Below are 23,966 nucleotides of genomic sequence, written 5' to 3' on the forward strand. Positions count from 1 at the left end.
GGCGGGCAGGGCGAGGTGGCGGTGAACGACGGGGATGTCGTGCCCGGACAGCAGGCGGGGGGCTACGGCGCGGTGGACCCAGTTGATGTCGATTCCGTGCTGTGGCCGGAGGTCGGCGGGCAGGGTGTCGACGGCGAACAGGTAGGTCAGTCGTGGGCCTGCCTCGGTGCGGTTCCAGGTGTGCGCGCAGAAGCGGGGTGTGCAGCGGGGCGCGAAGCCGAGGACGTCGTTGATCGTGGACAGGACGGTCTCGGTGGGGGTGTGGAGGGTCGTGATGACGTCGCGACCGGGTAGGCGCCAGGTGGGGGCGCCGTGTTCTCGGATCAGCAGCCAGTCGGCGCGTTCGGGGCGGGAGAGCAGTACGCAGGCCCGGATCCGTATTGCGGAGGGCATCTCGGGGTGAGCATGTTCTTCGTCGGGGGGTGTGGTCGGGCCGGTGGCCGGTTGGTGGGGAGAGACAGGCTTCGTCAGCAGGTGGGCGGGGTCGTCGGGTGTGCCGGGACGAACGCGTCCGGTCTCATACATCCAGACCGTGAGCTGGACTCGGGTCGTGGTTCCGGTGATGTTGCGCAGCTGCTCGAGCCAGTAGTTGACGGCGCCGAGGGTGCGGTGCACTCGTGTGGCGATGGTGTCGTTGGTCAGTCCGCACGCCGCGAGCCGGGCGAGGTCGACCAGGTCGTGGGGGAGGTCGGCGTGGAGGTTGAGCCCGACGCGCCGATCGGTGATCGTGCCGCCCTGGACAGGTGCGTACTGCGGAGACATGGTGGAGAGTGCGGCGCGGCCGGGTACGAGATGCTCGGTTTCGTACATCCAGATCACCAGTTCACAGCGGCCGCGGGCCCCGGTCTTGCGCAGCATGCGGGCCAGGTGCGTGTGAATGGTCTGTGTGCTGCGGGCGAGTGCGCTGGCGATGGCCGGGTCCGTCAGTCCGCAGGCGACGAGCTGGGCGACCTCGACCTCCACGGGCGAGAGTTCCGCCGCCAGCTTTAAACGCGCGAGGTGGTCCGGGTAGCGGTCGGTCACGGGTGTTCTCCGGGAAGGCGGGGTGTCCTGGGGTTTTCGGTAGCTGCCGTCGGTCGTGGCCGGTGAGAAGGAGTGAGCTGGTGCTCGCGGGTGGGGTGCTCGAGGCTGCGGGCGGTGCGCGCGAGCAGTGCGCGGGTGGCGATGAGGTGATCGCGCGCCACGGACAGGTGGTGGCTCGCCGTCCGGTCCACGGTTGCGGGTTGGGCAACTGGGCGGGGTGTTGCGGACAGGTGCGGCTGGCCGGGGAGGGCTCGGCCGGTTTCGTAGAGCCACACGATGAGGTGGATGCGAGACCGGGCGCTGACCTTGGAGTACACGCGTCGTAGGTGTGCTTTCACGATGTCGGTGGTGGTGCTCAGGCTGGTCGCGATGGCGTCGTTGGTGGGGGTGGTGGTCAGCCGGTGAGCGAGCTCGAGCTCTCGTGTCGACAGGGCGGCGTCGTAGTTGAGGCCGGTCCAGCGTTCGGGCACGGGAAGGGAGGACGTGGGGGCCCGGGAAGTGTCCGCGGTGGGGGAGTGGAAGTGGGCCAGTGCGGCGTCGATGTCGGCGCGGACGGTGTTGACCAGGTGCAGCAGCCGGGCCTGCTCCGGTGAGTGCCTGGCGAGCTCGGCGGCCGCGGCCTGGCGTGGCTGGGTGGGGAGTCCGGGCTGCAGGTGTCGTGTCTCGTAGAGCCAGACCACGAGCTGGTACCTGGTTGTGGCGCCCGCCTTGCGCATGGCGGCGCTCAGGTGGGTTTTGATCGTGTTCGCACTGCGGCCGAGCGTGTGGCCGATGCGTTCGTTGGTCAGTCCGCAGGCGACGAGCCGTGCCACGAGCAGTGGGGACGGAGTCAGCTCCGCGTCGAGGTTCAACGAGGCGTACCGGGACGTGGTCATCGGTGCCCTCCGACGAGTTCGGGGTTGGCCCTCACCCAGGCGCGTGCTCTGCGGGCGACCTCGTTGTCGTCGAGCCAGCCTTGGGCGACCGCGACGGTGGCGATGAGGGCATGGTCGTCGCGCGTGCCGCGCTGGTTCCCGCGGTGCACGGTGAATGCGTTGTCGGGACGGCCCCAGCGCACGGTGATGTGCGCTTGCGGGTGGTAGTGCCAGGCGCAGGGGAGTCCGTAGCGTGTGGTGGTCATGGTGAAAGCCGTTCTGCTCGTGGTGATGCGAGGAGTTCCTGGTAGTGCACCGACGGGTGTCGGCGGGGGTCGGCGAGGTCGGCCACGGCCACCAGGTCGTCGGGTGCCAGGAGGCTGACCGCGCCGCGGTGATGCACCCAGTCCCCGGCGATGTCCGGGGCGGCGGGGACGGCGAAGACGTAGGTCGGGGTGGCCGGGCCGCCGGGGAACGACGGCGGCACCCACAGGTGCACCCGCAGCACGAGGTCGCCTGCTTCGTCGAGTCCGGTTTCCTCCCGCAGGACGCGGCAGGCCGCCTCGGTCGGGGTTTCCCCGTCCCGAATGGCCCCGCCCGGTAACCGCCACTGCGCGCCCCGGGCAGGCAAAAGTAGCCACTCGTCCCCGCCTGCGCGGGTCAGCAGCGTGCACACCCGCGCGTGGATCAACGGCGGCGGATCAGGAGACATCAACATCACACTCGACAATGAGGAAAGAGAAGGAAAAACCCGTTTGCGGGGCACCCGGCCGCACGATCGAAAAACCGTCGGGGGATCGTGCGGCCGGGCTTTCCGGATGGCGCTCGGGGAAGCACGCCACCCAGCCCGCCCCCGGAACCCATCGAGGGGCTCATCAAGGTCCCGGGGGACACCCGCCGCCGGATGTTCGTCGGGGTACCGGCGGCGGGAGGAACTAGCGCTGCTGACCGGGAAACACCCGCTCACGACCACCAGGCGCGGTGTCGAGGCGTGCGGGTGCGGGACAGGTGGGGGCGATTCGATCGAGCAGCTTCGCCAGCCGTCGCAGGGACGCGGCTACGCGGATGCAGTCCTCGTCGGTCGCCTTAGCACCGAGCAGAGCGACGAACAGAGCATGAAGCCGCTGCAACACCTGCTGGCCCTGCTCGAGCACCGTCTCGATATCCGAAGCCGATGACGAAGACGTGGACAGCTCTGTCGCTGAAGACAACAGGAACACCTCGATTCGATCAAGAAAACCACGGGGGATGCGGCCACATCAGGCGGCCGAGGCGATACCCTGATTACCGGGCGTGGAGGTCCCTGGCAGGTACCAGCTGCCGGGGGCCTCCACGCCCGCATTGCTGCGCGGGCACGACGGCTTCGTCGTGGTGTGCGGGCGAATCCGGCGGATCTCGCCGGTCGGCGCGTCGACGCTGTGCCGCCCCGGAACCGGATTCCACGGCCCTGCCCGCACCGCGCGCGGGGGCGTGGGCTCGCTGATCACGGAGACCTCCGCGATGCGTCCGGAAAGCGTGTCCGGCACGAACGCCGCCGCCCACTCGGCGATACCCGAGACGAACGCGCACTCCAGGCACACCACGAACCCGCCCGCCCGCGGCGGATACAGCCCGGAGAACTCGGTCACAACCCCCGCAAGCGCGGCACACACCGCCCCGGCCCGGTGCCATTGCGAACCCCGCACCAACCGCACCCATACCGGGTCCGTCAGCGCAGCTACGCGAACATCGTCAACGCCGTCACCACCAGCGCCACGATGACCAGCACTAGCAAGATCACCACAGCTGACATCCCGTGATCCTTCCTTGCTCGTTGCCGCACACCGGCGTGTGAGAACTGTCGGTCTCGACCGGTGCCACCACCGGTGTCGTACCTGTCCCATCGATTTCTCCCTTCTTCGCGAGTTCGTGCCGCACAGCGGCTGATCGGAGTCCGTGGCCGTCCGCGTCAGGTGGGCGTTCAGGAGTCCCAGACGACGTCGCGCAGCTTCAGCCGCTGCGCGGTGGCTGAGCACTCACCGCACCGCTTGGTGATCGACCGCGTTCTCGGAACCCGGTCGTTCGGAGTCGGCAACGGCAGCGTCACCGCCGCACCGCGTGCCGTCTTGATCGTGCTGTTCACGCGGTGTGTGCCCGGTGGCGCGGTGACCACGTGCCGTGCCCTGCTGCCGCGCGGCACCACCCAGAACGCGGTCGACGGAGAAGCGAGCGCTTCGGCACCAGCTCCGTTCGCACGAGTCGGCGCTGTGCCGACGCTCGGGCGCCCCAGCTCTGCTGCGGCGAATGGATCAATCCTTGCCCCCATGCCCGGCCCTTCAGTCGCAAGTTCGATTCGCAATGTCGTCACGATAGCGTCGCAAGTTCGATCCGACAATGCGATCGAACGGGTGGTGTTGACGTGTCGGGCACGGCTCGCTGCGCTCGGCTGCTGATCGGGATGGGAGAATGATCGGCATGCCAACCCCGACGGTCAGGCGTCTGCAGCTCGGCAACGAGTTGCGGCACCTTCGCGAACGCGCAGGTCTAGAGCTCGCTGATGCCGGCGAAGTCATCGAGCGCACCTGGGCGACGGTGAGCAAGCTCGAGAACGGCATCACCGGTATCCGGCAGAAGCCGCTGCGGGAGTTGGTCGAGCACTACGCCGAGGTGATCGGTACGGGTGCTGACGGAGCTCCGGCTGACGGTGGAGAGCCGATCGATCCGGACGCGTTCTGCGAGCTGAACAAGGGCGCGGAGAACCGGGGCCGCTGGCGCGGCTACCGCTCGGCGCATCCTGCGCACTTCCGCATGGCGGTAGATCTCGAGACCGACGCGCAGTCGATGAACATCTACCAAACCGAGGTGATCCACGGTCTGCTGCAGACCGAGGAGTACATGCGGTCGATGTTCGAGAACGTTCGCTACGGGGACGTCGAGACCGAGAACCGCATCAAGGCGAGGCTTGAGCGGCAAGCGGTTCTGCACAAGCAAGACGCGGAGTTGACCGCGGTCTTGTCGGAGTCGGCGCTACGTCGCATGTACGGGAGCAGGGAGGTGATGGCCAGGCAGATGCGGCATCTCGCCGACGCCGCCGAGCTGCCGTCGGTGCACCTGCACGTGCTGCCGTTCGCGGCGATCCCGTCGCTGGCGTCGTCGTTCCCGTTCGTCCACTTCCGCGTGCCCTCGGTCAGCACGAACGCTCCGCCGCTGGAGTTCGTCTACGTCGAGCAGTTCAGCAACGGGGACTATCTCGACGGAAGCACCCATGTGAGTGCCTACAATCGGTTGTGGCAGGGGTTGCTCGGGGCGGCACTTGATCCGGTGGAGTCGAGGGCCTTCGTCCTCCGGGTGGCCGACGAGTTCGACTGATCCACCCCGAAGGAGCAGGCCATGCCCCCCACCGAGAGGTTCACCGGCTGGCGCAAGGCCACCGCGAGCGAACCCAACGGCAGCTGTGTCGAGGTCGCGACGGTTCCGGGGGTCACGGGCGTCCGGGACAGCAAGCTCGGCGAGGCGAGCCCGGTGTTGCCGTTCGCCGTCGCCAGCTGGACTTCGTTCCTGCGCAAGGTCAAGGACGGCGCCTTCGACCGCTGAGCGCAGCGATGGAGAACGCCCATCCGGAGCTTCCCGCCGGATGGGCGTTCTCATGTTCCCGACACGCCTCGGGGAGATCTCACGCCTCGGCGCCGCTACACGTTGAGCTTGGGCAGGTATTGGCGCTGCTGCGTAGGGATGTTCGCGAAGCGCCTCGTGCTGGTCGAGGTGATCGTTACTCTGTCGTCTCGAATGGATCTATCGCGGGAGGGGGATCGGGTGGCCCTGGACGGGGTGGGATTCCACGTCGAGCTGGGTGTCCTGGACGCGGCGGCTGGGTCGATCAGAGCGGCGGTGCGGGAACAGGATGGTCGTGAGCTCGGCGAGCTTCCCGGGGCTGCTGACGAGTACGGCGACGACGTTTTGGCCACTGCGATGAGCGAGTTCTGCGAGCACTGGAGCTCGGCGATCGACGACCTTGTCGCCGAGGGTGACGAGATGGCTGAAGCGTTGGCCGCGTCGGCTGCGTCGTATCGGGAAGCCGACGCGGCCGCGGTCGAGGTGTTGCGTCAGGACCCGGCGGTGGACGCGGTCGATGGCTGAGCTCGGTGAGACCACTCAGCCGCGCCTGCTGGTCCCGGGGTCGCCGGAGTCGATCGACGCGCAGGTGCGGGTGCTGGCTCGGCGGGCTGGTGAGGCCGTGGATGTCGCGGTCGCGCTTCGGGCGATCGATACCGGTGCGTGGGTGGGGAAAGCCGCTGAGGCGTTCCGCGCGCGGTTCGAGTACGAGCCGACGAAGTGGTACGACGCGGGCGATGCCCTGGAGACCGCCGCTCAGGTCCTCGACGTCCACGCGGGCGTGCTGCGCTACGCCCAGGGACAGGCCGCGGAGGCGATCGCGCTGTGGACCCGGGGCCAGCAGCAGACCGCTCGTGCTCGTGCCGCGCAGGAAGCCGCGCCGGCGTCGCCGGGCGAGGGGGCTTTTCAGGATCCCGGTGCTGCGACACGGGAAGCTGCACGGCAGATGCTGGCCCGGGCGCGCGAACAGCTGGAGCAGGTCGCGGCGGAGACGGCGCTGGCACTGCGCAGCTGCATCCCCGAAGAAGCCGAGAGCACCGTCTCCCAGATCGCCCACGGCGTCCTCGACGTCGCGGGTCTGGTCCCGGGGATCGGTGAAATCGCCGATCTGACCAATGCGGCGTGGTACGCCGCCCAGGGCAAGGGTCTCGAAGCGAAGCAGGCCTGTCGGCTGCGGCCGCGGTGCCGTTCCTCGGATGGGCTGCCGGAACGGGGAAGATCACCAAGGCCGTCGGCGAAGCCGCCGAGGCGGCCAAGGCCGCCGGGCACCTGCCCGCCCAGTTCGGCCGCGCGGTCCGCAAGGACTATCGCAAGACGTTCTTCGAGAACCATCCCGAGCTCGAAGGGAAGGTCGTCGTCCACCACGCGGTCGAGCAGGCATCGTCACGGCGTTACCCCGAAGCGGACCTGTCGATGGCCGAGATGCACTCGTACGACAACCTCCGCGGGATCCCGAAAGAAGAGAACAATTCACTGCACCTCTCAGAGATTCGCCACGAGTGGGACGAGTTCTACGAGCAGCATCCGACAGCGACGAAGGAGCAGTTGTTAGACTTTGCCACGCACGTTGACAACAAGTACGGGCATCGATTCACTCCACCGATGAGGTGACATGGCATTCCACAAGATCCGCGGCAACGCGGCAGGAGACCTCGGCGAGAACGTTGTGCTCGACACCTCTGTGCACCCGCCCGGAGTGGAACACCTGCACTTCGCCATCGACGCTTGGGCCGGCGCGGATCTCATCGGCCGGTTCCCGGTACTACTGGTGACCCGGCGGCTCGCGGACGCTCTCGAATCTTCCGGACTCGCAGCGTTCGAGCTTCGTGACGCGGAGATCACGTTCGAGCCCGAGGCCGATGAAGTGCGTGCGGAGCAGGGCATCGACGCTTTCCCGGAGTTTCAGTGGCTGGTCGTGACCGGGACGGCCGGACAGGATGATCTCGGCGTGACCGAACTGGCCCGGTTGGTCGTGTCCGACCGTGCCTTGGACGTGCTGCGGCAGTTCAATCTAGAGGGATGCAAGATCGAGAACTACCAGGACTGACCTGGCCGGTAAGGTAAAAGTTCCGATGGTGTTCCGGTTCGCGGTGGTCGCGGTGGTCAGCCACGAAATTGCCGTCCGCTACGAGACGCCGTTCACGCCGCTCAACCACTTCTCGCCGTAGAATGTCGACGACGACGGAAATTCCGTCGATTTCGACGCCGAGGCCGTCGATGACCAGCCCTGGTTGGAGATCGAAGCGCCCGTCGACGGGCTCTTCAGCCCTGAGCGGTTCTTTAGGGGGCGTGCACCTGCGTGAAGATCACCTGTACGTGGTGCTTCGGTTCAGGTTGGCCAGGTTCGAGCCGATGAAGTTCCCGATGGGTATGGAGCGTGAGGGAAGGGCGCAGTGCGTCGGCTCGCAGCACAAGTGTCGGCGGTGCAGCGCTGGAAACGGCCACGTCTGTTCACGGCGGCTACCGGTATGAGCGCGCCCCACGACGAAGCCGTCCCCGTGAGCGAGAGGGATCAACGGGCCTCGGCGGCGTCGCGGAAGCAGACGTTGGTGCTCATCGATGTCGAGAACGTGATCGGCGGCAAGGCTCCGCGGGACGACGTCATCCGTGCCCGGGTGAGTGCGCTACTCGCGGCGGTTCCGGGGGCGTCGGCGGTGGCGTTCTTCGCACGCCACGGTGATGCCGAAGACGAGAGGATGAGCAGGACCTTCCGCGATCTCGGCGTCACCACGGTTTTGGTGGACCGGGAACCTGACGCTGCGGACAACGCCATCCTCGCGCATGCCCGCACGTTGTCCGACCGCGGGCACGAGCGGTTCGTCGTCGCCTCCGCGGACGGAGCATTGGCGCGCATCGCGGATCTCGGTGCGTTGCGCGTGCTGGCCTGGAAGCACCAGCCGGTCGCCCGGCAGCTCCGCTCTGCCGCAACCGAGATCACCCTGCTCGATCGACCCGAAGCTGTGGCTTCGCCGAGGAAGCCATCGAATTCGGTGGCCTCGGATTCCCCAACCCGATCGTCGTCGCGGGGCTGGGTGTTGTGGCGTCGGCGCGCCCGGCGTCGGAGAGCGAAAGCGTTGCTGCCTGCGGGAACACCGAATCCACGCCGAGCGGTGTTCTGGAAGATTTTCGCGAACTGGCGGTACGGCGTTGAAGTCTGTTCGGTCTACTTCTCCTATTCGGCGGCAGCCCAGCTGATCCCCTCGACCGTTGGTCCGCTCATGATGGTGCTGCTCGTCGGTATGGGTGGTGCGGCTTTCCTGGGCTTCGTGATCGGGCGTTGGCGGCAACTCTGCGCGCGTGCCGAGCGCACCGTCGCGGTCATGCTGTGGAAGAGCCTGCTGGCGTGCTGCGCGGCCCAAGAGTCGCCGAGCTCGGCCGGGCTGCACCGTGCCCAGCGCCTGGCCGAGTCCGCCGCGCTCGTCGCCGAGAAAGACCTGGCGCGAGGAGGACGAGTCCTACGGCCGCACGAACAGGTGCTGGCCGGCCGGGTGGCTCGGCATGTGCGCACGGTGCTGCTGACCGACGCCACGCGCCCGCTCGCCGAACAGCTCCAGACGCTGGAACGCGAGCTGGTCCCGGTCACCACGTGCTTTCTGAACCGCAACTGGACCGCGGCGGCCTGCTTCGACACCGCACCCACTGCCGAATCGGCCGACGAGGAATCGGAATCACCTGCCCGGCTCCGACGGCGCCGCTACCTGCGGCGCGGTACCGGAGTGGGAGCCTTGGCCGCGGTCATCGCGCTGTCGTGGAGCAGCCAGCACGGCGAAGCGCTGTGGTCGCTGTCCGGACTGGCCGTGCTGGCGTTGGCAGCCACAGCTGCTTCGGCGTTCCACGAACCGCGCGAGGCGCTTTCGACGCTCCTTGGACGAAACTGATCTACATCGCTGACCCGCTGGCTGGCGGCAATCAGCAGAGGACTCGCGTCGCACGGCATTGCCTCGCTAAGACATCGGCAACCTCCGCGGCGCACCGCATGGGAGGAGCTTTGCCCGGGGTTTCCCTGACCGGCGGACGCTAGGAGGTAACAGGGTGCCTACAGGAGCTCTGTGCGGAGCGCAACGGCAGCGATATCACCGGTCTCGAGTCCAGGGCAGCTTCTCCTTCTGTCGTGCCCTGTTGTGAAGTTCTCGGGACCGCCAGGTTCGTTGTGGATCAAGCCTCGGACTGCCTCACTCGTCTGCCTGCTGGTCGACCGCCGCCTCGTAGAAGGCGTCTGCGAGTGCCACGATGACGGCGCTGATGCCGGGGCCGTCGCTGAAGAAGTAGTCGGCCATGGTGTTGTGGGCTTCCTGGTTCTCGACGACGGTTTCGGTGACCGCCGCCTGGAAGTCCTGTGATTCCATGAACTGCTTCTTCGAGTTCACCTTGGTTTGGTTGATCAACTCTGGGCGTGCGAGGAGTTGCTGTACGAGTCCCTGCACGAACTCCCGGATCTGGGACTGGGAGAACGACTCAGCGCCGAAGAGGTCGTTCATGGTGTTGATGACGACTTGAAGTGCAACGTACTTGGGTTCTTTCCGGGTTCCAGTACCTGCGGCGCTGATGCCCTTGAGTTCGCCGTCACCGGTCAGCGAGATGTCGACCGCGGTGGCCTTCGTGTGCTTGACCCCCACGAGGACCACGTCGGAGAGGTCGACTTCTGCGGCCCAGGAGGAGTCGGCGATGACTTTCTCCAGGAGTCGAAGGAAGATCGACAACATCTCCATGTATGGGTCGCCGTAGTCGACGATCTGGCTCATGAAGTCGTAGAGCCGGACGAGGGTGGAGACGTCCTTGCGGAACAGGTCGAGAGTGTTGAGGGTGACCTTGTCCTCGGCCTCCATCGCAGCGGCGTAGCGGCGGGCGAATTCGTTCTTGGCCGGGCTGATCGCAGCCGAGAGCGCGCTGTTGCCCTTGCGCTCCACCCAAAGCCGGGCAACCTCACGGACTTGCTCAGGCGTGTAGATTCCAGCCTGGTCGAGTTTGGTGGCGAGGTGGAAGACGACGTACGGGTCGGTCTCGGTCTCCAACGAGGCGTTGGTGAAGTACGGCTCGAACGCGGCCCGGATGTCCTCGGGCTTGTTCACGAAGTCGATGACGAACGTCTTGCGCTTCTGCTCCCCGCCTGCGGTGCGGTGGGTGCGGTTGAGCCGCGAGAGCGTCTGCACGGCAGTGATCCCGGAGAGCTTCTTGTCGACGTACATCGCCGAGAGCAGGGGTTGGTCGAAGCCTGTCTGGTACTTGTCGGCGACCAACATGATCTTGTACGTCGAGCCTTTGAACGCGGCGGCCAAGTCTGAGCCGGCGCCGGGGTTGAGGTTGGCTTCGGTGAACTCGTCGTCCTTGCTCGGCTGCGGACCCCAGTCGGTGACCCATTCCTCGTCGTCGGCCATCGTCACCGCGCCGGAAAAGGCGACCAGGGTGCGGTAGTGGTACGAGACGTCCTCGGCGGCCCGCTTGGCGATGTAGGCGTCGATCGCCTTCTTGTACTTCACCGCGGCCTTGCGCGAGTCGGTCACGACCATCGCCTTCGCCCGGCCTTCCAGCAGGTGGGCAACGTTGGCGTGGAAGTGCTCGACGATGATCCGCACCTTCTGGCTGATGTTGGTCGGGTGCAGCTTCACCCACCGCATCAGCCCCTTGCGTGCGGCGGACTCCTCCACTTCCTCGTCGCCATCGCCGCTCTCGGCTTGACCTGCGATCTTCAGTGCGGTGTCGTAGGTCTGATAGCCCCTGAGCACGTCGAGGATGTAGCCTTCCTCGATCGCCTGCCGCATCGAGTAGAGGTGGAACTCGACCGGTTTTCCATCCAGGCCCTTGCGGCCGAAGAGCTCCAGCGTCTTGTTCTTCGGCGTCGCGGTGAACGCGAAGTAGGAGATGTTCGGCGAGTCCGCCCGCTCGGTCATCTCCGAGGCCAAGATCGTCTCGACGTCGACTGCACTGCCCTGCTCGATCTCCTCGGCCTCCACGGCGGTCAGCACGGCCTTGAGCTTGGAGGAGATCTGGCCCGACTGCGAGGAGTGCGCCTCGTCCGCGATCACCGCGAAGCGTTTGCCCTTCAGGCCCTTGTTTGCTCGGATCTCGTCGAGCGCGAACGGGAAGGTCTGCACTGTCACCGCGATGATCAGCTCACCGTTTTTCAGCGCGGTCGCCAGCAGCCCGGACTTCGACTTCGCCCCCGCCTTGCGGACGTCCTCGGGGCTGATCGTGGTGACGATCTTCCCCGATCCGTCGATCTGCCGGATCGCTTCCTGGAGCTGCCCGTCGAGCACCGTACGGTCCACGACCACGATCACCGAATCGAAGACCTTCTCATCGTCCACGTGCAGCCGCGCCAGCCGATGGGCGGTCCAGGCGATGGTGTTCGTCTTTCCCGACCCTGCCGAGTGCTCGATCAGATAGCGATGCCCCACACCTTCCTCGCGCACCGCGGCCACGATGTTCGTCACGGCCTCCCACTGGTGGAACCGTGGGAACAGCATGTGTGTACGCCGTACCGAGGTCCCGCTGGTGACGTCCCACTCCTCCTTAGTCTCCACGATCATCAGCCGACCGATGATGTTGAGCCAGGCATGCTTCTCCCAGACCCGCTCCCACAAGTACGCCGTCGCAGACCGCCCATCATCGGCGGGCGGGTTCCCCGCGCCACTGTCGTGGCCCATGTTGAACGGCAGGAAATGCGTCTTCTCGCCCTCTAGCCTGGTGGTCATCGCCGCCAAGTCATTGGAAACCGCGAAGTGCACCAGCGCCCGATGCCCGAACGACAGCAACGGCTCCGGCCGACCATTGGTCAGCGGGCTCCGGTCCTTGCGGTACTGGTTGATCGCCTCATCGACGGATTGAGTGAAGTCGGTCTTCAACTCGACGGTCGCGACCGGGAGCCCATTGACGAAGAACACCAAGTCGATGCTGCGCCGGTCAGCGGTAGAGAAATGCACCTGCCGCATCACCCGCACCCGCATCGCCGCGTACTGCTCATTGGTGGTCGCGTTCAGACCCGTCTCGGGCCGGAACTGCGCCATCTTCAACCGGCCACCACCGATGTACTGCACCCCATTGCGCAGGATGTTCAACATCCCACCACCATGTTCGAGGGGCTTGTCCAGCGCCGTGGTCAACACGTCGAGGAACTTCGCCTCCGACCCCGCCGCCCTCAGGGCTTTCTCGTACGCAGTTCGCTGGGTTTCCTGCAGCCAGGTGAACAGGTCTTCGGGAAAGAGTGCCCGTTCGCGGTCGTACCCGGTGTCATCGGCCGAGTAGTGCCACCCCTGTTCAGCAAGGTGTTCGCAGATCTCGGACTCGAAGGCGGCCTCGTTGTGATCAGCTATCACGCCGTCTCCCGCACATTGATCTGCCCCGTTACCGCCGCAGTAATCAATGCCGAACGCCGCTCGCATGACAGATCAATGAATCGCTCGGACTCGGTGATGAGAGTGTCGATCTTCTTGGTCTGGTCGGTGAGGTAAGCGATTATCCGCCGCTGTTCATCAAGTGGAGGTACTGGAATTCGGAACGCGGCAGCAGTCGGCTGATAAATGGTCTTGTGAGTTGATCCGATCATCAGCGACTGGATCTCGCTCTGCATTGCCCGGAACGTCCACATCAGATATTCCGCCGCTAGGCGGTCGCCCGGGATCCAGTTCCAGAAATCCTGGCTAGTCGCCATTGCCGTCGGCATGATTCCGGTGAATCCGACGGAGGCCGTGCGAGAGAGCACGACTGTCCCGGCGGGTAGCAACTCAGCTGCGGAGTTGGCGAGGCCAGCCTCGCTGATGAGGTTTGCCGTCTCGCCGAGGTAGGTCCGCCGACCATCCCGCAACTGCCACACGTCTGCGAGAGTGAACCACGGGATGGTGCATTCCACCCAGTACTCAGGCTTGCTTCGGCTCGGAGTGTGACCTGTCTTCATCGTCGCTACCTTGCGGATGTTCGCAACTGCCCAATGCTCAGGAACCTCGGCCGTCCAGAACAGGCCGCTCGGTCTCATCGGCGCGGCCGGGTCCAACCCGCACCCAACGGCGGACTCGATGACAGCCTGACGCCGCTCGCGTAGCATCTCAATCAGGCGATGCTGTTCCTCGATGAGCGTGTCGATGCGGGCGGTTTCGTGGTCGAGGTAGTCGGCGATGGCACGCTGCTCATCCAGCGGTGGCAGCGGGAGCGGAATCCTGGCAAGCTTCTCCGCCGTGAGGTGCGGCATCGAGACAACGTTGGAATAAGCGCGGACGAAACCGCTAGCCCGCAGTGCGATCAGGTAGAACGTGATGAAGCGTCCGTCGAAGCCATCGATCGGTCGTAGCCTGTTGATTGAGTTCTGGAATCCCCAGCCCGATAGCTCGTCGGCGACATACGCGGCACGGCCGAAGCCGCCCTGGCCGCCCTCGACAACGACCACGTCACCGGCCCGGATGCTCAACTGCTCTAGCTCAGTCTCGCCGAACCACATCTCTTTTACGTCTTGGAGGGCCAACGCGCCGTTAGGCTGCACATTCGCGGCGCGCATGTAGGGCGCACGTTCATCACCGCCCGAGTTCTTGCTCTGCAGCATCTTGCCTAGGGTGACCGTCGCAGCGTGCTTAATCTGTCCTGTCCGCCAGCCTTCAGGCAATGTTTCCCAAAGTGGTCCTGTCACTGCTCGACCTCCCGCAGCAGGTCGAGGATTTTAGCGACCTGCTTCTCTAGGTCGGCGTCGATCTCGGTGAGGGGGCGGGGTGCGACGTACTTGTAGAAGTGGCGAGTGAAGGGGATCTCGTAGCCGGTCCTGACTTTGGCCCAGTCGATCCAGGCGTCCGGGACGTGCGGCTTCACCTCCGCGTTGAAGTATGTCTGGATGACTTCGTGCTTGCCCGCGGCACCGGCGGTCGAGCCGTCGTAGGTGAACGCGACGTTCTCGGTGTCGCGTTTTTTAGTGTTCGGCTTGGGCTTTCCTTTGCTGTCAATGACCGGGTCGCTGTTCTTATCCAATTGTGGTCGTTCGATGGTGATGGTCCAGTAGCCGAATTCGTCGTTGCGGAGCACCTTGGAGTAGTCCGGGTTGGCGTCGGCGAAGTCGGCGTACAGCTTGACTACCTCCGCTCGGTCCGCCTCGCTGAGCTCACGGTTTTTGGCGCCAAGGCTTTTGCGCATCTTGGTCCAGAACGAGGTGCCGTCGATGAGCTGGACCAGGCCCTTGCGGTCGGGGTGTTTGGTGTTGTCGAGGATCCAGATGTAGGTGGTGATGCCGGTGTTGAAGAACATGTTCGTCGGCAGTGCGACGATTGCATCGACGAGGTCGTTTTCCAGCAGCCATTTGCGGATGTTGGAGGGGCCGGTTTCGGCGGCGCCGTTGAACAGCGGGGAGCCGTTCATCACGATCCCGGCTCGGCCGCCGCCGTCTTCGGGTGCTCGCATCTTGTGTACCAGGTGGAGCAGGAAGAGCATCTGCCCGTCCGAGGTCGACGGGAGGCCGGGGGCGAACCGGCCGTAGGGGCCTGCTTCGTCGCGCTCCTTCGTGACTGCCTTGGCGTACTGCTTCCAGTCGACGCCGTAGGGCGGGTTGGACATGCAGAAGTCGAACTGGCGGCCTGCGAACGCATCGTCGGTGAGGGTGTTGCCGAAGGCGATATTGGTCGCGTCGTGGCCCTTGGCCAGCAGGTCGGACTTGCAGATGGCGTACGACTGTGGGTTGTACTCCTGGCCGAACAGGCTCAGGCGCGCGTCGGGGTTGTGTGCGAGCAGGTACTCCTCGGCCAAGGCGAGCATGCCGCCGGTGCCCGCGGTGGGGTCGTACAGCGTGCGGACGATGTCCGCTTCGTTCAGGTCGGCGTCTTTCTCGGCGAAGAGCAGGTCGACCAGCAGCCGGATCGCGTCCCGCGGGGTGAAGTGGTCGCCTGAGGTTTCGTTCGCGGCCTCGTTGAACTTGCGGATGATGTACTCGAACGCATCGCCCATGTCGGCGTTGGAGACGACGTCCGGGTGCAGGTCGACGGCCTTGAAGGACGTGACGACCTCGCGCAGGAGCCCTGCCTTCTCCAGGGCGAGGATCTCCTTCTTGAAGTCGAAGTACTCGAACACGTCGACATCGGAGGAGAACCGGTCGATGTAGTCGACCAGGTTGTCGGCCAGCCCGTCGGCATCGTCGAGGAGGTTGGCGAAAGAGTAGTTCGAGGTGTTGTAGAACGGCCTGCCGGTCGCCTTCTTGACCTCGACCTTGAGCCGGGTCGGGTTCTCGTACTTCGCCGCCAGCTCCCGGACTGTCTCCCGGTCCGGCTCGAGGATGCAGTCAAGGCGCCGCAGAATCGTGAGCGGGAGGACCACGTTGCCGTACTGGTTGGGGCGGTAGGGGCCCCGAAGCTGGTCGGCGATCGACCAGATGAAACTACCGAGGGTGCTCACAAGGCTCCTTACAACGATCACTCGACGACGGGCCCGGACGCCCAGTGCGAGCCCGTACGCACCATCCCATCAGGCGGTGTGCGGTCTCCAGCGACTGGTACGTCACAAGAACATCATTCCGTATCACGACACGGTGCGTACCAACACCCACATCTCTGAAGCACGGGCACGGCATGTCACCCTGCACGGCCGGTCTCTGCGACGACGGTTGGTTCGGCGTCCGTCGCCGTCTTAAGAGTCCTTCCTCGAGGCAGCCCGAGCGATGACTCGAAGCCCAAGCAGTCGCATGAATCAGCCACGCGGCCGTGCTTCCGCTCTGGCGCTCCTTCCGTCGACCCGAACCGCGACGCCGGTCGATCGACAGATCATCAAAGACCAAGTGCCTGTTCCCGGTGAGCCGAATGCCCTGCTGGGAGGCAAGGTTTGGGAGGAAATTGGGAGGCGCCAAGCGCGTCGAACCGCGTCGAACGGGTGTAAACGTCTCTGACCGGCACCGCCCTGACCTGCTGAAGTCGTGTCTGCGCAGGTGGGCTGCGTCGACGGCTACCTTGACACGGTAGTGCTCGCAAGCTGTTCGATGAAGGAGAGCTCGACGTCGACTTTGCCGCGGCCGGTCTCAATCTCAGTGCGGGAAGAGCCGCCGCACAGCGTGGTCGTAGCCGTTGTGCTCCGAGTTCCCGGTTTGGGGCCAGCGATAGGCGGGGGCGAGTGTCCTGGTGGTGGGCTGGAAGCGTTCCAGGTGCAGCCGGTCGGCGGGGAAGGCGGCTTCGGCGGCGGTGAGCATCGCGTCGGGGCCGCAGCAGTACACCAGCGCCTCCGGGCCGAGCTCGGCGGCGAGCGCGGTGAGGTCGGGGCGCCCGCCGGTGCCGGTGGCGACGATCCGAACCCGGCCGCCCAGTTCGGCGGCGAGTTCGGCGGCGAACGGCATGCTCGCGGTGCTGCGGCCCGCGTACACCAGCCGCGCGGTGGCCCCGGCGGCGAGCGCGGCGCGCAGCATCGGCGCGATCGGGGTGATGCCGATGCCGCCCGCCAGGAACAGGTACTCGGGGGCGGGCAGCAGCGGGAAGTTGTTGCGCGGCGGCGAGACCTCGACGGTGCGGCCTTCGCGGGGCAACAGGTGGACGTGCTCCGAGCCGCCACGGCTGAGCCGGTCGTGGCGCACCGCGATGCGGTGATCCGGCGAGCCACCCCCAGGTGCCGAAGGTAGCAACACGGACACGCTCCGCTAGGGTGCTTTGCGGTTAACCTAAAAAGCATACCTTGTAGGAGGGTTGCCGTGGGCTTACTCGCCCTGGCTGTAATCGCACTGTTTTCGGTCATGGTAAGTGTCGCCGTGGGTGTCCTGACCTGGCTGAGTCGTCGCGATGTCCCGGCGGCGATCCTGGCCGCGATGTTCGCGGTCGGCGGTACGTTCGCAGCGACCTGTCTCCTTGTCCTGGCCCTCCGCGAGTGAGGTGCCGCCGTCAGCATCGATGGCAGGCGGTGAGCTGGCTGGTGAGGTTGTGGTCCGCTTCGGCCTGATGGTTAGCCTGTGGCTGGCCCTGGTTGGGGCCTGCTGCGCGACGAAGAGCCCTTCATCGAGGGAAGGTGTGCTTCGTCCGAGTGGTGGCGATATAGCCCACGATGCTCTTCGTCGCGTAGCGCCGGGGTTGTTGGGAATTCGCCGTTTGGATTGTCGCGGCGCCTTTCAGTGTGGCTGGAATACAGTGCAGTGCATATTCCAAAGCCTGGGTGTGGGGTCTGGTGGGGGTTTGTCGGGGGTGTGGTCTACGTTCTCGCCGCGCTGTTCCTCCTCTTCGGAAAAGCCGCGGGGGAGTGGGGATATGTCCAGGTGAAGGGTGGTTGTGGTGTCGGGTTCGGTGTCGTTGGAGGGGTTGTTGGCTGCGGTGTCGGGGGGTGGTGCGAGTTGTGCGGTGGTGTCGACGGAGTTGTGTCCGTCGGCGGGGTGGCATGCGGCGATTTCGCCTGCGGTGTTTCCGGGGGCGAAGCGCGATGATCCGCCGCGGTACGCGTTCGAGAAGCGGTTCTGGGGCGAGGATTTGCGGTATGTGGTGCTGGTGGATGGGAAGGCCAGCCAGCTGAATCGGGTCGAGGCGGCCCAGCAGCGTGCGTTGGAGGATGGGGACTCGCTGTTGGCTCGGGTGCCGCGGATCGTGGTGTCGTACGAGCGGGAGGACGGTCTGGAGGAGTTCTCGGATTGGACGTTGCCGCATCGGGCGTTCGACGGGCACATCCGTGCGGGCCGGGTGAAGGGGACACCGGTGACGCAGACCGAGCAGTACCGGGCGGTGCGGAACGCTTCGCCGCGGAACGCGCGGGCGTTGTTGGAGACGAGTCCGGCGACGTTGGTGTACGGGGGCTGGGATGCGTCGCGGCGGACTCGGCAGGGGCGGTGGCCGAGTGCTCTGGTGGGGGAGATCATCGGGTTCTGCCTGGATGATGAGCCTGCGCTGAAGGGCGGAGGCCGGGCTGATCCGGTGGCGGCACAGGTCAACGTCGCGCAGAACGAGCTCACGGTGATGCTGGGGGAGCAGGAAGCGGAGCTGGGGCCGAAACCGGCGAAGACGATCAGCGAGAAGGTCGCGAAGGCCAAGAAGGGGGAGCCGGTGTCGGCGTCGCCGTTGGGGTTGGGGGCGGTGCCGCCGACGTTGGGCCAGTTGGCCGGGGTGGCGTGTGAACGGATCGTGCGGTCGCAGGTGTTGTCGTTCGCGACGTTGCGCCAGATCCGTTTCGGCGCCGGTGTCGAGGGGGATGCGGCGTGCCGGGCGTTGTTGGCGGCGTTCGCGCTGGATGGGCTGGCACGGGCCAACGCCGAGTTGTTCCTGCGGGCGAACTGCAATCTGACGGAGGTCTCGCCTGCGGTGTTGACGCTCGATGGGCGCGGCGGCGGGGACGTGGAGCTGGCGGTGCCGTCGGTGGACGAGGCCGCCGGCCTGCTCGCCGCCGCGCTGAAGCACGCGGAGTCGGTGGCCGGGGTGCGCTGGAACGGGGTGGCGATGAAGGTGACCGGGAACCAAGCCGTGATCGCCGGTGCGGTCGACGCCGAAGAAGCTGGTGCGGGGGAGGCGGGAGCGTGAGCTTCGCGGTGCTGGCCGAGTTCCCGCTGGGCACCTACCGGGCCCACCGCGGCGGCGCGTTGCTCGACGAGGTGATCTCCCCGGCGCGGTTGCACGCGGCGTTGCTGAACGCGGCCGCGACCGGACCACGGGCCGTCGAGGACGGCGACGGGCTGGTGCCGTGCGCGGCGGATGCGGCGGTGCTGGAGTGGCTGGAACAGCACCCGCCGGACGGGTTGGTGCTGCCGCCGCGCGCGGTCACCGCCGAGCAGATCGATACCTACCGCGAGGACGGGTTGCTGTTCGGGGCGAAAGGCCGCCTCAAGCTGAAGAAGGCGGGAAAGCTGCTGCCGGGCGCCGTCGTGTGGTCGGGCCCGGTCGGCTGGAGCTGGAACACCGAGCCCAGCGTGGCAATCCGCACCGCACTGGCCGGGTTGTGCCGGGACGTGGCGTATCTGGGGATGGCCGAATCCCCGGTGCGGTTGCGGGTCGGCGAGGCCACCGCGACCCACGACCGGAACATGGCCTCCGGGTTCGGTGCTCACGGGATCCCGGTGCCGGTACCGCTGCCGGGCCGCACAGCGGAACTGGCCGCCGCGCACGCCGCGGCGACCGAGCAGGTACCGAGCGTGCGCCAGGACGCGGCCGGTACCGACGAGAAGATTCGCCTCGCCCCGGTCCCCGGGCTGTGCGTGCGCCCGGCCTATTACCTGCGGCCTCCGCCGGAGGCTGTGGAGCAGGCGGTGCCTGCGCCGTGGGAGACGGTGGTGTGCGTGCCGCTGGACCAGGATGTGCCCGACGAGTTGCGGGTGCAGGCGGCGACGTCGGTGCACCGTGGGCTGATCCACCGGATTGATCGTGAACTCGGGATGCCGGTACCGCCGTGCGTGACCGGGAAGTACCCGCGTGGACTGCGGCGCCCGGCCAACGGGGTCGCGATCCAGTTCCTCGCCGAGGATCGCGCGAGCTGGCATCGGGGCCCGAACCAGGCGCCGGTTCTGGCGGTGCTGATTCCCGCCGGTGCGGAGCCGGGCGTGGTGGAGATGGTCGAGCAGGCGCTGGTGGGCCTGCGTCCGATCCTGAACCGGCGTCCACCGCGCGGGAAACGACCGGGACTCGCCGAGCCCGTGCGGGTAGCGGGACCGCCGGTGCGAGTTCCGGCGGTCGAGTTCTGGGGGCCGCCGCAGCCGAAGGCGCTGCGGTGGTGGGAGACGGACCCGGCTGCGGTGCCGGATCTGCGGCCGCTGCGGCAGAACTGGTCCGGTCCCGACACCGTCGCGGCCTCGGTAGGGCTGTTGTGGCGCGATCACTTGGCCGTGCCCGGTCGTGGTGACGCACGATCCCGGGGCTTGGCCGAGCGGGCCCGCGCCTGCGGGGTGCAGGTGCGGGAGGTGCGGATGGTGCCGGGAGACCCGGGCCGGTTCGTGCACACCGCCCCGAAAAACGTGGTGCTGCGCCCCTACCGGGCGGTGCTGGGCTTGGGTGAGCTGGCCGCCGACACGAGCCTGCTGGCGTTGGGCCAGTCCCGGCACTTCGGCGCGGGTCTGCTGATTCCGCGTGATGAATTTCCTGACGAGACCACGGAGACCTCTTCCGGATCATGACCCTCTCGCCTGAGCAGTTTGCGACGTTCTACTCCGAAGCCCACCCGGGCCGGTCCCCGTACCGGTGGCAGCAGCGTCTGCTCGCCCACCTCGGCGAGCACGGCCGGTGGCCCGATCAGATCGTGGCGCCGACCGGTGCCGGGAAGACGTCGGTCGTTGACGTGCACCTGTTCGCCGTGGCCTGCATGGCCACCGGCGGACCGCGGGTGCCGCGGCGGCTGGCGCTGGTGGTCGACCGGCGCGCGCTGACCGACGACCAGTACGACTACACCCACGAGCTGATCACCGCGTTGAACACCGCACCGGCGGGCAGCGTGCTGGCCGAGGTCACTGCTGCGCTGCGCACCCTGCGGTGGACCGGCCTCGCCCCGGAACCGGACGTGGTGGATCCGGTGGTGCTGGGGCGGCTGCGCGGGGGCATGCCGCCCGCGCGGGTGTGGCGGGATGAGCCGGAGGCGTGCGCGGTGCTGTGCGCGACTCCGGCGATGTGGGGCAGCCGCCTGCTCTTCCGCGGCTACGGCAGCACCCGCGCGGCCCGGCCACGTGAAGCCGGGCTGCTGGCGATGGACACCGTCGTCGTCCTCGACGAAGCCCACCTGGCCACCCAGGCACTGATCACCGGGCGACGGGTCGCCGAACTCGCCGCCGGTGAAGCCGAGCACCTCGGCGTCCCGGCCTTGCAGATCGTCGAGACCACCGCCACCGCGGTCGGCTCCGACGGTGAGCACGACGGCGCCCGCACCGCGATCGGCGTCCGCGACGAGGATCTCGCCCCCGGCGCGGACGAAGCGCTGCGTATTCGGGTCTGTGCGAAGAAACCCTTGGTGCTGCACGAGTTGCCGACTTGGCCGATGCCGGGCAAGGGCGGTCCGCGTGCCACGGCGATCCGCCGCTTGGCTGAGCTCGCCCTGGCCAAGCACGCCGAGTTCGGCGCCACGGTCGGCTGCTACGTCAACACCGTGGAAACCGCCCTCGACCTGGCCACCGAGCTGCAGCGCCGCAGCACCCTGGACATCGGGGTCTTCTGCGGGCGGATGCGCCCGCACGGTGCCGCCGAGCGACTCGCACGCTTGCACGTCGCCGGCGACGGCGAGCTGAGCCCGTTCGACGTGGTGGTCACGACCCAAACCCTCGAAGTCGGCGTCGACTGCTCTTTCCGCACCGGGATCACCGAACTCGCCAGCGGCTCGGCCCTCGCCCAGCGCTTCGGGCGCATGGGCCGTACCGGAGCCCCGGCCGAGGTGACGGTGCTGGTGCCGTCGAAGCCCCTTGCTGCCAAGGCCCGCAGCGGTCCCTACACCGCCGCCGAGCTCACCGCCGCACACCAGTGGCTGACCGAACTGCCTGATCTCGCACCGTGGACGATCACCCAGCAACCCCCTCCGGCAGCAGCCCGGCGCCGCATGCTCTACCAGCGCATCGAACCCGCCGAAGTGGACTACCTGTCCCGCACCAGCACCGCACTCGGCCTCGACCACGACGTGCAGCTGTGGCTGGCCGAGGACTTCGACACCGCCCCCGACATCGGCATCCTCGTCCGCACCGGCCTGCCCACCGAACCCTCCCAACTGCCGGAGCTGCTGGACGCCACCCCGGTGCAGGACCACGAAGTGTTCCCCGCCCGACTCAACACCACGCTGCGCGAGTCCCTGGCGGCGTTGATCCCCGACTCGCCCGGCACCACACCGTGCCTCGGCCGCATCCGGGCCGGCGAGGTCAGCGTGCTGGACTCCGCCGCCGACCTCGCCCCGGGGGATCTGGTCGTGGTCGACACCACCGCAGCCCTGTTCCGGTTCGACGCCGCCGTTCCCGGGCCCGGCGCGGACACCGCCGAGGACGTCCTGGAAACCCGCACCGACCCCGGATCCCTGGTGCTGCGCCTCGGGGAGAGCTCGCACCTGGCCCGCGGCGAGGTGCAACACATCCTGGACGCCGCCACCGACCTCGGCGACACCCTGCACACCCGCTCCGGCCGCCGCGAACTGGCCGCGCTGCTGGCCGAACTCGACCAGCAGCTACCCACCCCGCACCCGACGCTGCCCGCCACGGTCGAACTGCTGGAATCCGGCCGGGTCCGCGACTACGACATCACCCTCCACACCGACCTCGACGACACCCCCTGCCGCCTCGTCGTCCAGGATCTGCGCCGCGCGGCCCGGGACGAGGACACCCGCCAGACCCTCACCCCCGCCGCCGCCGCGGCCGAGCTCGACGTCCACAACACCGCCGTCGGCGACCGCGCCGGCCACCTCGCCGGCCCCGAGGTCCTCCGCCTCGCCGCGTCGCTTCCCGCCGTGCTGGCCGAAGCCGGATACCACCACGACAGCGGCAAGAACGACCGACGGTTCCAACGCTTCCTCGGCCACACCGACCCCGGTGACCGCCCGATCGCGAAAAGTCCCTACCGCAGTCCCACCCAGCGCCGCACCGACCGGCTCGAAGCTCGTCTGCCGTACCGCTGGCGCCACGAACAGCTCTCCGCGCTGCACTACGCCCGCGACCACCCGGCCCTCGATGACCAGCAACAGCTGGTGCTGCGACTGATCGGCACCAGCCACGGCCACGGCCGCGCCCTGTTCGACCACACCGGCACCGACCTGCTGCCCGACGGCCACCCCGACCTCGCCCTGGCCCAGCACTGGTTCCAGAACGGGGCCTGGGACAAGATCATCGCCACCACCCACCGCCGGTGGGGCTGGTGGGGATGCGCCTACCTCGAAGCGCTGCTGCGCGCCGCCGACAGCCAGATCTCCATGGAAGGCTCATGACCACCCACGAGTTCATCCTGGCCACCAGCCCCCCGCACCTCGCCCTGTCCCACCTGGCCCTCTACGGGCTCGCGGCGATCCTCGACGACGCCGGAGACCACGACGTCCTGCTGTCCTGGACCGACACCCCCGACCCCCGGCCACGCCTCCACAGCACCCTCACCCCCGAGCAGGTCACGGCCACCGTGCACCAGCACGCCACCGACCGCGCCGACCCCGCCAGCTGGCTGCACACCACCTTCACCAGCCGCGGACGAAGCATGGCCCTGCTGAGCCCCCGCATCAGCAGCCTCCGCGGCGACGACTGGACCGACCTGCAACAGCAACGCCACCACGCCCTCAACACCCTCCGCGCACGCGGCACCTGGCTCGACCAGCAACTGATCGCTGCCCTCGGCGAACCCTGCTACTGGAGCCTCACACCTCAAGGCGAACTCATCCAGGACAACGCCGCCAACCGCTTCGACATGCAACCCCGCAACCGCGGCTCCGAAATCGTCACCACCCGCCTACGACCCCTCGCCGTCGCACTCGCCAAATGGACACCCCAAACCATCCACACCGGACTCACCGGCGACACCACCACCGACACCATCGGCAGCCAACAACACGACAGCCGCACCGCCACCGGCCTCGCTCCACCCGGCCCCACCGACAACGCCCTCACCTGGTGCGCACTCTGGGGCCTGTCCCAACTCCCCGTCACCCACCGCC

21 protein-coding genes and 1 pseudogene are annotated in these 23,966 nt (G+C 67.3%); 11 read left to right on the plus strand and 11 right to left on the minus strand.

Annotation, left to right across the window (positions count from 1 at the left end; genetic code table 11):
* The 7 genes from LCD31_RS21945 to LCD31_RS21975 all read right to left on the minus strand — a co-directional run.
* The coding region (locus tag LCD31_RS21945) for a LuxR C-terminal-related transcriptional regulator (protein ID WP_224960766.1) at positions 1 to 1,023 on the minus strand (1,023 nt) is incomplete at its 3' end.
* Positions 1,020 to 1,898, minus strand: a complete 879-nt coding sequence (locus tag LCD31_RS21950; RefSeq protein WP_224960767.1) for a LuxR C-terminal-related transcriptional regulator — start codon at positions 1,896 to 1,898, stop codon at positions 1,020 to 1,022. The genes LCD31_RS21950 and LCD31_RS21945, both read right to left, overlap by 4 nt.
* Entirely contained in the window at positions 1,895 to 2,143 is a 249-nt protein-coding gene (locus LCD31_RS21955; protein WP_224960768.1) for a hypothetical protein, read from the minus strand. Before LCD31_RS21955 ends, LCD31_RS21950 begins: the two co-directional genes overlap by 4 nt.
* Positions 2,140 to 2,589, minus strand: coding sequence for an NUDIX domain-containing protein (locus LCD31_RS21960; RefSeq protein WP_224960769.1), 450 nt, complete (start codon positions 2,587 to 2,589; stop codon positions 2,140 to 2,142). Before LCD31_RS21960 ends, LCD31_RS21955 begins: the two co-directional genes overlap by 4 nt.
* A 223-nt stretch (positions 2,590 to 2,812) precedes the next feature.
* Positions 2,813 to 3,088, minus strand: a complete 276-nt coding sequence (locus tag LCD31_RS21965) for a hypothetical protein (RefSeq protein ID WP_224960771.1) — start codon at positions 3,086 to 3,088, stop codon at positions 2,813 to 2,815.
* A gap of 48 nt (positions 3,089 to 3,136) precedes the next feature.
* Positions 3,137 to 3,571: a hypothetical protein gene (locus tag LCD31_RS21970; RefSeq protein WP_224960773.1), complete on the minus strand. Its 435-nt coding sequence runs from the start codon at positions 3,569 to 3,571 to the stop codon at positions 3,137 to 3,139.
* Between the two features lie 266 nt (positions 3,572 to 3,837).
* The gene (locus LCD31_RS21975; protein ID WP_224960775.1) at positions 3,838 to 3,999 is read right to left on the minus strand and encodes a hypothetical protein; all 162 of its coding nucleotides are present in this window, start codon (positions 3,997 to 3,999) and stop codon (positions 3,838 to 3,840) included.
* 323 nt (positions 4,000 to 4,322) lie between these two features.
* Between LCD31_RS21975 and LCD31_RS21980 the strand changes: the two genes are divergently transcribed.
* From LCD31_RS21980 to LCD31_RS22005, 7 genes and pseudogenes are all read left to right on the plus strand, one after another.
* A complete protein-coding gene (locus tag LCD31_RS21980; protein WP_224960776.1) occupies positions 4,323 to 5,225 on the plus strand; it encodes a helix-turn-helix transcriptional regulator in 903 nt (300 codons plus the stop codon).
* A gap of 21 nt (positions 5,226 to 5,246) precedes the next feature.
* Positions 5,247 to 5,450 (plus strand): DUF397 domain-containing protein, encoded by a 204-nt coding sequence (locus LCD31_RS21985; protein WP_224960778.1) that lies wholly within the window; start codon positions 5,247 to 5,249, stop codon positions 5,448 to 5,450.
* Between the two features lie 138 nt (positions 5,451 to 5,588).
* Positions 5,589 to 5,993, plus strand: a complete 405-nt coding sequence (locus tag LCD31_RS21990; RefSeq protein WP_224960781.1) for a hypothetical protein — start codon at positions 5,589 to 5,591, stop codon at positions 5,991 to 5,993.
* Positions 5,986 to 6,420: pseudogene (locus tag LCD31_RS29815) on the plus strand (putative T7SS-secreted protein); the annotation flags it as partial. The gene LCD31_RS21990 and the pseudogene LCD31_RS29815, both read left to right, overlap by 8 nt.
* A gap of 230 nt (positions 6,421 to 6,650) precedes the next feature.
* The gene (locus LCD31_RS21995; protein ID WP_224960783.1) at positions 6,651 to 7,079 is read left to right on the plus strand and encodes a hypothetical protein; all 429 of its coding nucleotides are present in this window, start codon (positions 6,651 to 6,653) and stop codon (positions 7,077 to 7,079) included.
* A 1-nt stretch (position 7,080) separates the two neighbouring features.
* Positions 7,081 to 7,515: a hypothetical protein gene (locus LCD31_RS22000; RefSeq protein WP_224960785.1), complete on the plus strand. Its 435-nt coding sequence runs from the start codon at positions 7,081 to 7,083 to the stop codon at positions 7,513 to 7,515.
* 502 nt (positions 7,516 to 8,017) lie between these two features.
* A complete protein-coding gene (locus tag LCD31_RS22005) occupies positions 8,018 to 9,346 on the plus strand; it encodes a hypothetical protein (protein ID WP_224960787.1) in 1,329 nt (442 codons plus the stop codon).
* Between the two features lie 294 nt (positions 9,347 to 9,640).
* Here the strand turns inward: LCD31_RS22005 and LCD31_RS22010 are convergent, their stop codons facing one another.
* From LCD31_RS22010 to LCD31_RS22025, 4 genes are all read right to left on the minus strand, one after another.
* Positions 9,641 to 12,847, minus strand: a complete 3,207-nt coding sequence (locus tag LCD31_RS22010) for a type I restriction endonuclease subunit R (RefSeq protein WP_224960789.1) — start codon at positions 12,845 to 12,847, stop codon at positions 9,641 to 9,643.
* Entirely contained in the window at positions 12,778 to 14,082 is a 1,305-nt protein-coding gene (locus LCD31_RS22015) for a restriction endonuclease subunit S (protein WP_224960790.1), read from the minus strand. The genes LCD31_RS22010 and LCD31_RS22015 overlap by 70 nt, the downstream gene beginning before the upstream one ends.
* Complete coding sequence (locus LCD31_RS22020) at positions 14,079 to 15,824, minus strand: class I SAM-dependent DNA methyltransferase (RefSeq protein WP_224960791.1); 1,746 nt, start codon at positions 15,822 to 15,824, stop codon at positions 14,079 to 14,081. Before LCD31_RS22020 ends, LCD31_RS22015 begins: the two co-directional genes overlap by 4 nt.
* A gap of 622 nt (positions 15,825 to 16,446) precedes the next feature.
* Positions 16,447 to 17,043: a ferredoxin reductase gene (locus LCD31_RS22025; RefSeq protein ID WP_308015860.1), complete on the minus strand. Its 597-nt coding sequence runs from the start codon at positions 17,041 to 17,043 to the stop codon at positions 16,447 to 16,449.
* A gap of 619 nt (positions 17,044 to 17,662) precedes the next feature.
* Between LCD31_RS22025 and cas7u the strand changes: the two genes are divergently transcribed.
* The 4 genes from cas7u to LCD31_RS22045 all read left to right on the plus strand — a co-directional run.
* On the plus strand, positions 17,663 to 18,901 hold the full coding sequence (cas7u, locus tag LCD31_RS22030) for a type I-U CRISPR-associated RAMP protein Csb1/Cas7u (protein ID WP_224960792.1): 1,239 nt from the start codon (positions 17,663 to 17,665) through the stop codon (positions 18,899 to 18,901).
* Positions 18,898 to 20,484, plus strand: coding sequence for a type I-U CRISPR-associated protein Csb2 (gene csb2 / locus LCD31_RS22035; protein WP_224960793.1), 1,587 nt, complete (start codon positions 18,898 to 18,900; stop codon positions 20,482 to 20,484). The genes cas7u and csb2 overlap by 4 nt, the downstream gene beginning before the upstream one ends.
* On the plus strand, positions 20,481 to 23,252 hold the full coding sequence (locus LCD31_RS22040) for a hypothetical protein (protein ID WP_224960795.1): 2,772 nt from the start codon (positions 20,481 to 20,483) through the stop codon (positions 23,250 to 23,252). The genes csb2 and LCD31_RS22040 overlap by 4 nt, the downstream gene beginning before the upstream one ends.
* On the plus strand, positions 23,249 to 23,966 hold a 718-nt coding region (locus tag LCD31_RS22045), incomplete at its 3' end, for a hypothetical protein (protein WP_224960796.1). The genes LCD31_RS22040 and LCD31_RS22045, both read left to right, overlap by 4 nt.

Origin of the sequence: Saccharopolyspora sp. 6M (assembly GCF_020176775.1) — a bacterium.
GTDB classification, from domain to species: Bacteria; Actinomycetota; Actinomycetes; order Mycobacteriales; family Pseudonocardiaceae; genus Saccharopolyspora_C; species Saccharopolyspora_C gregorii.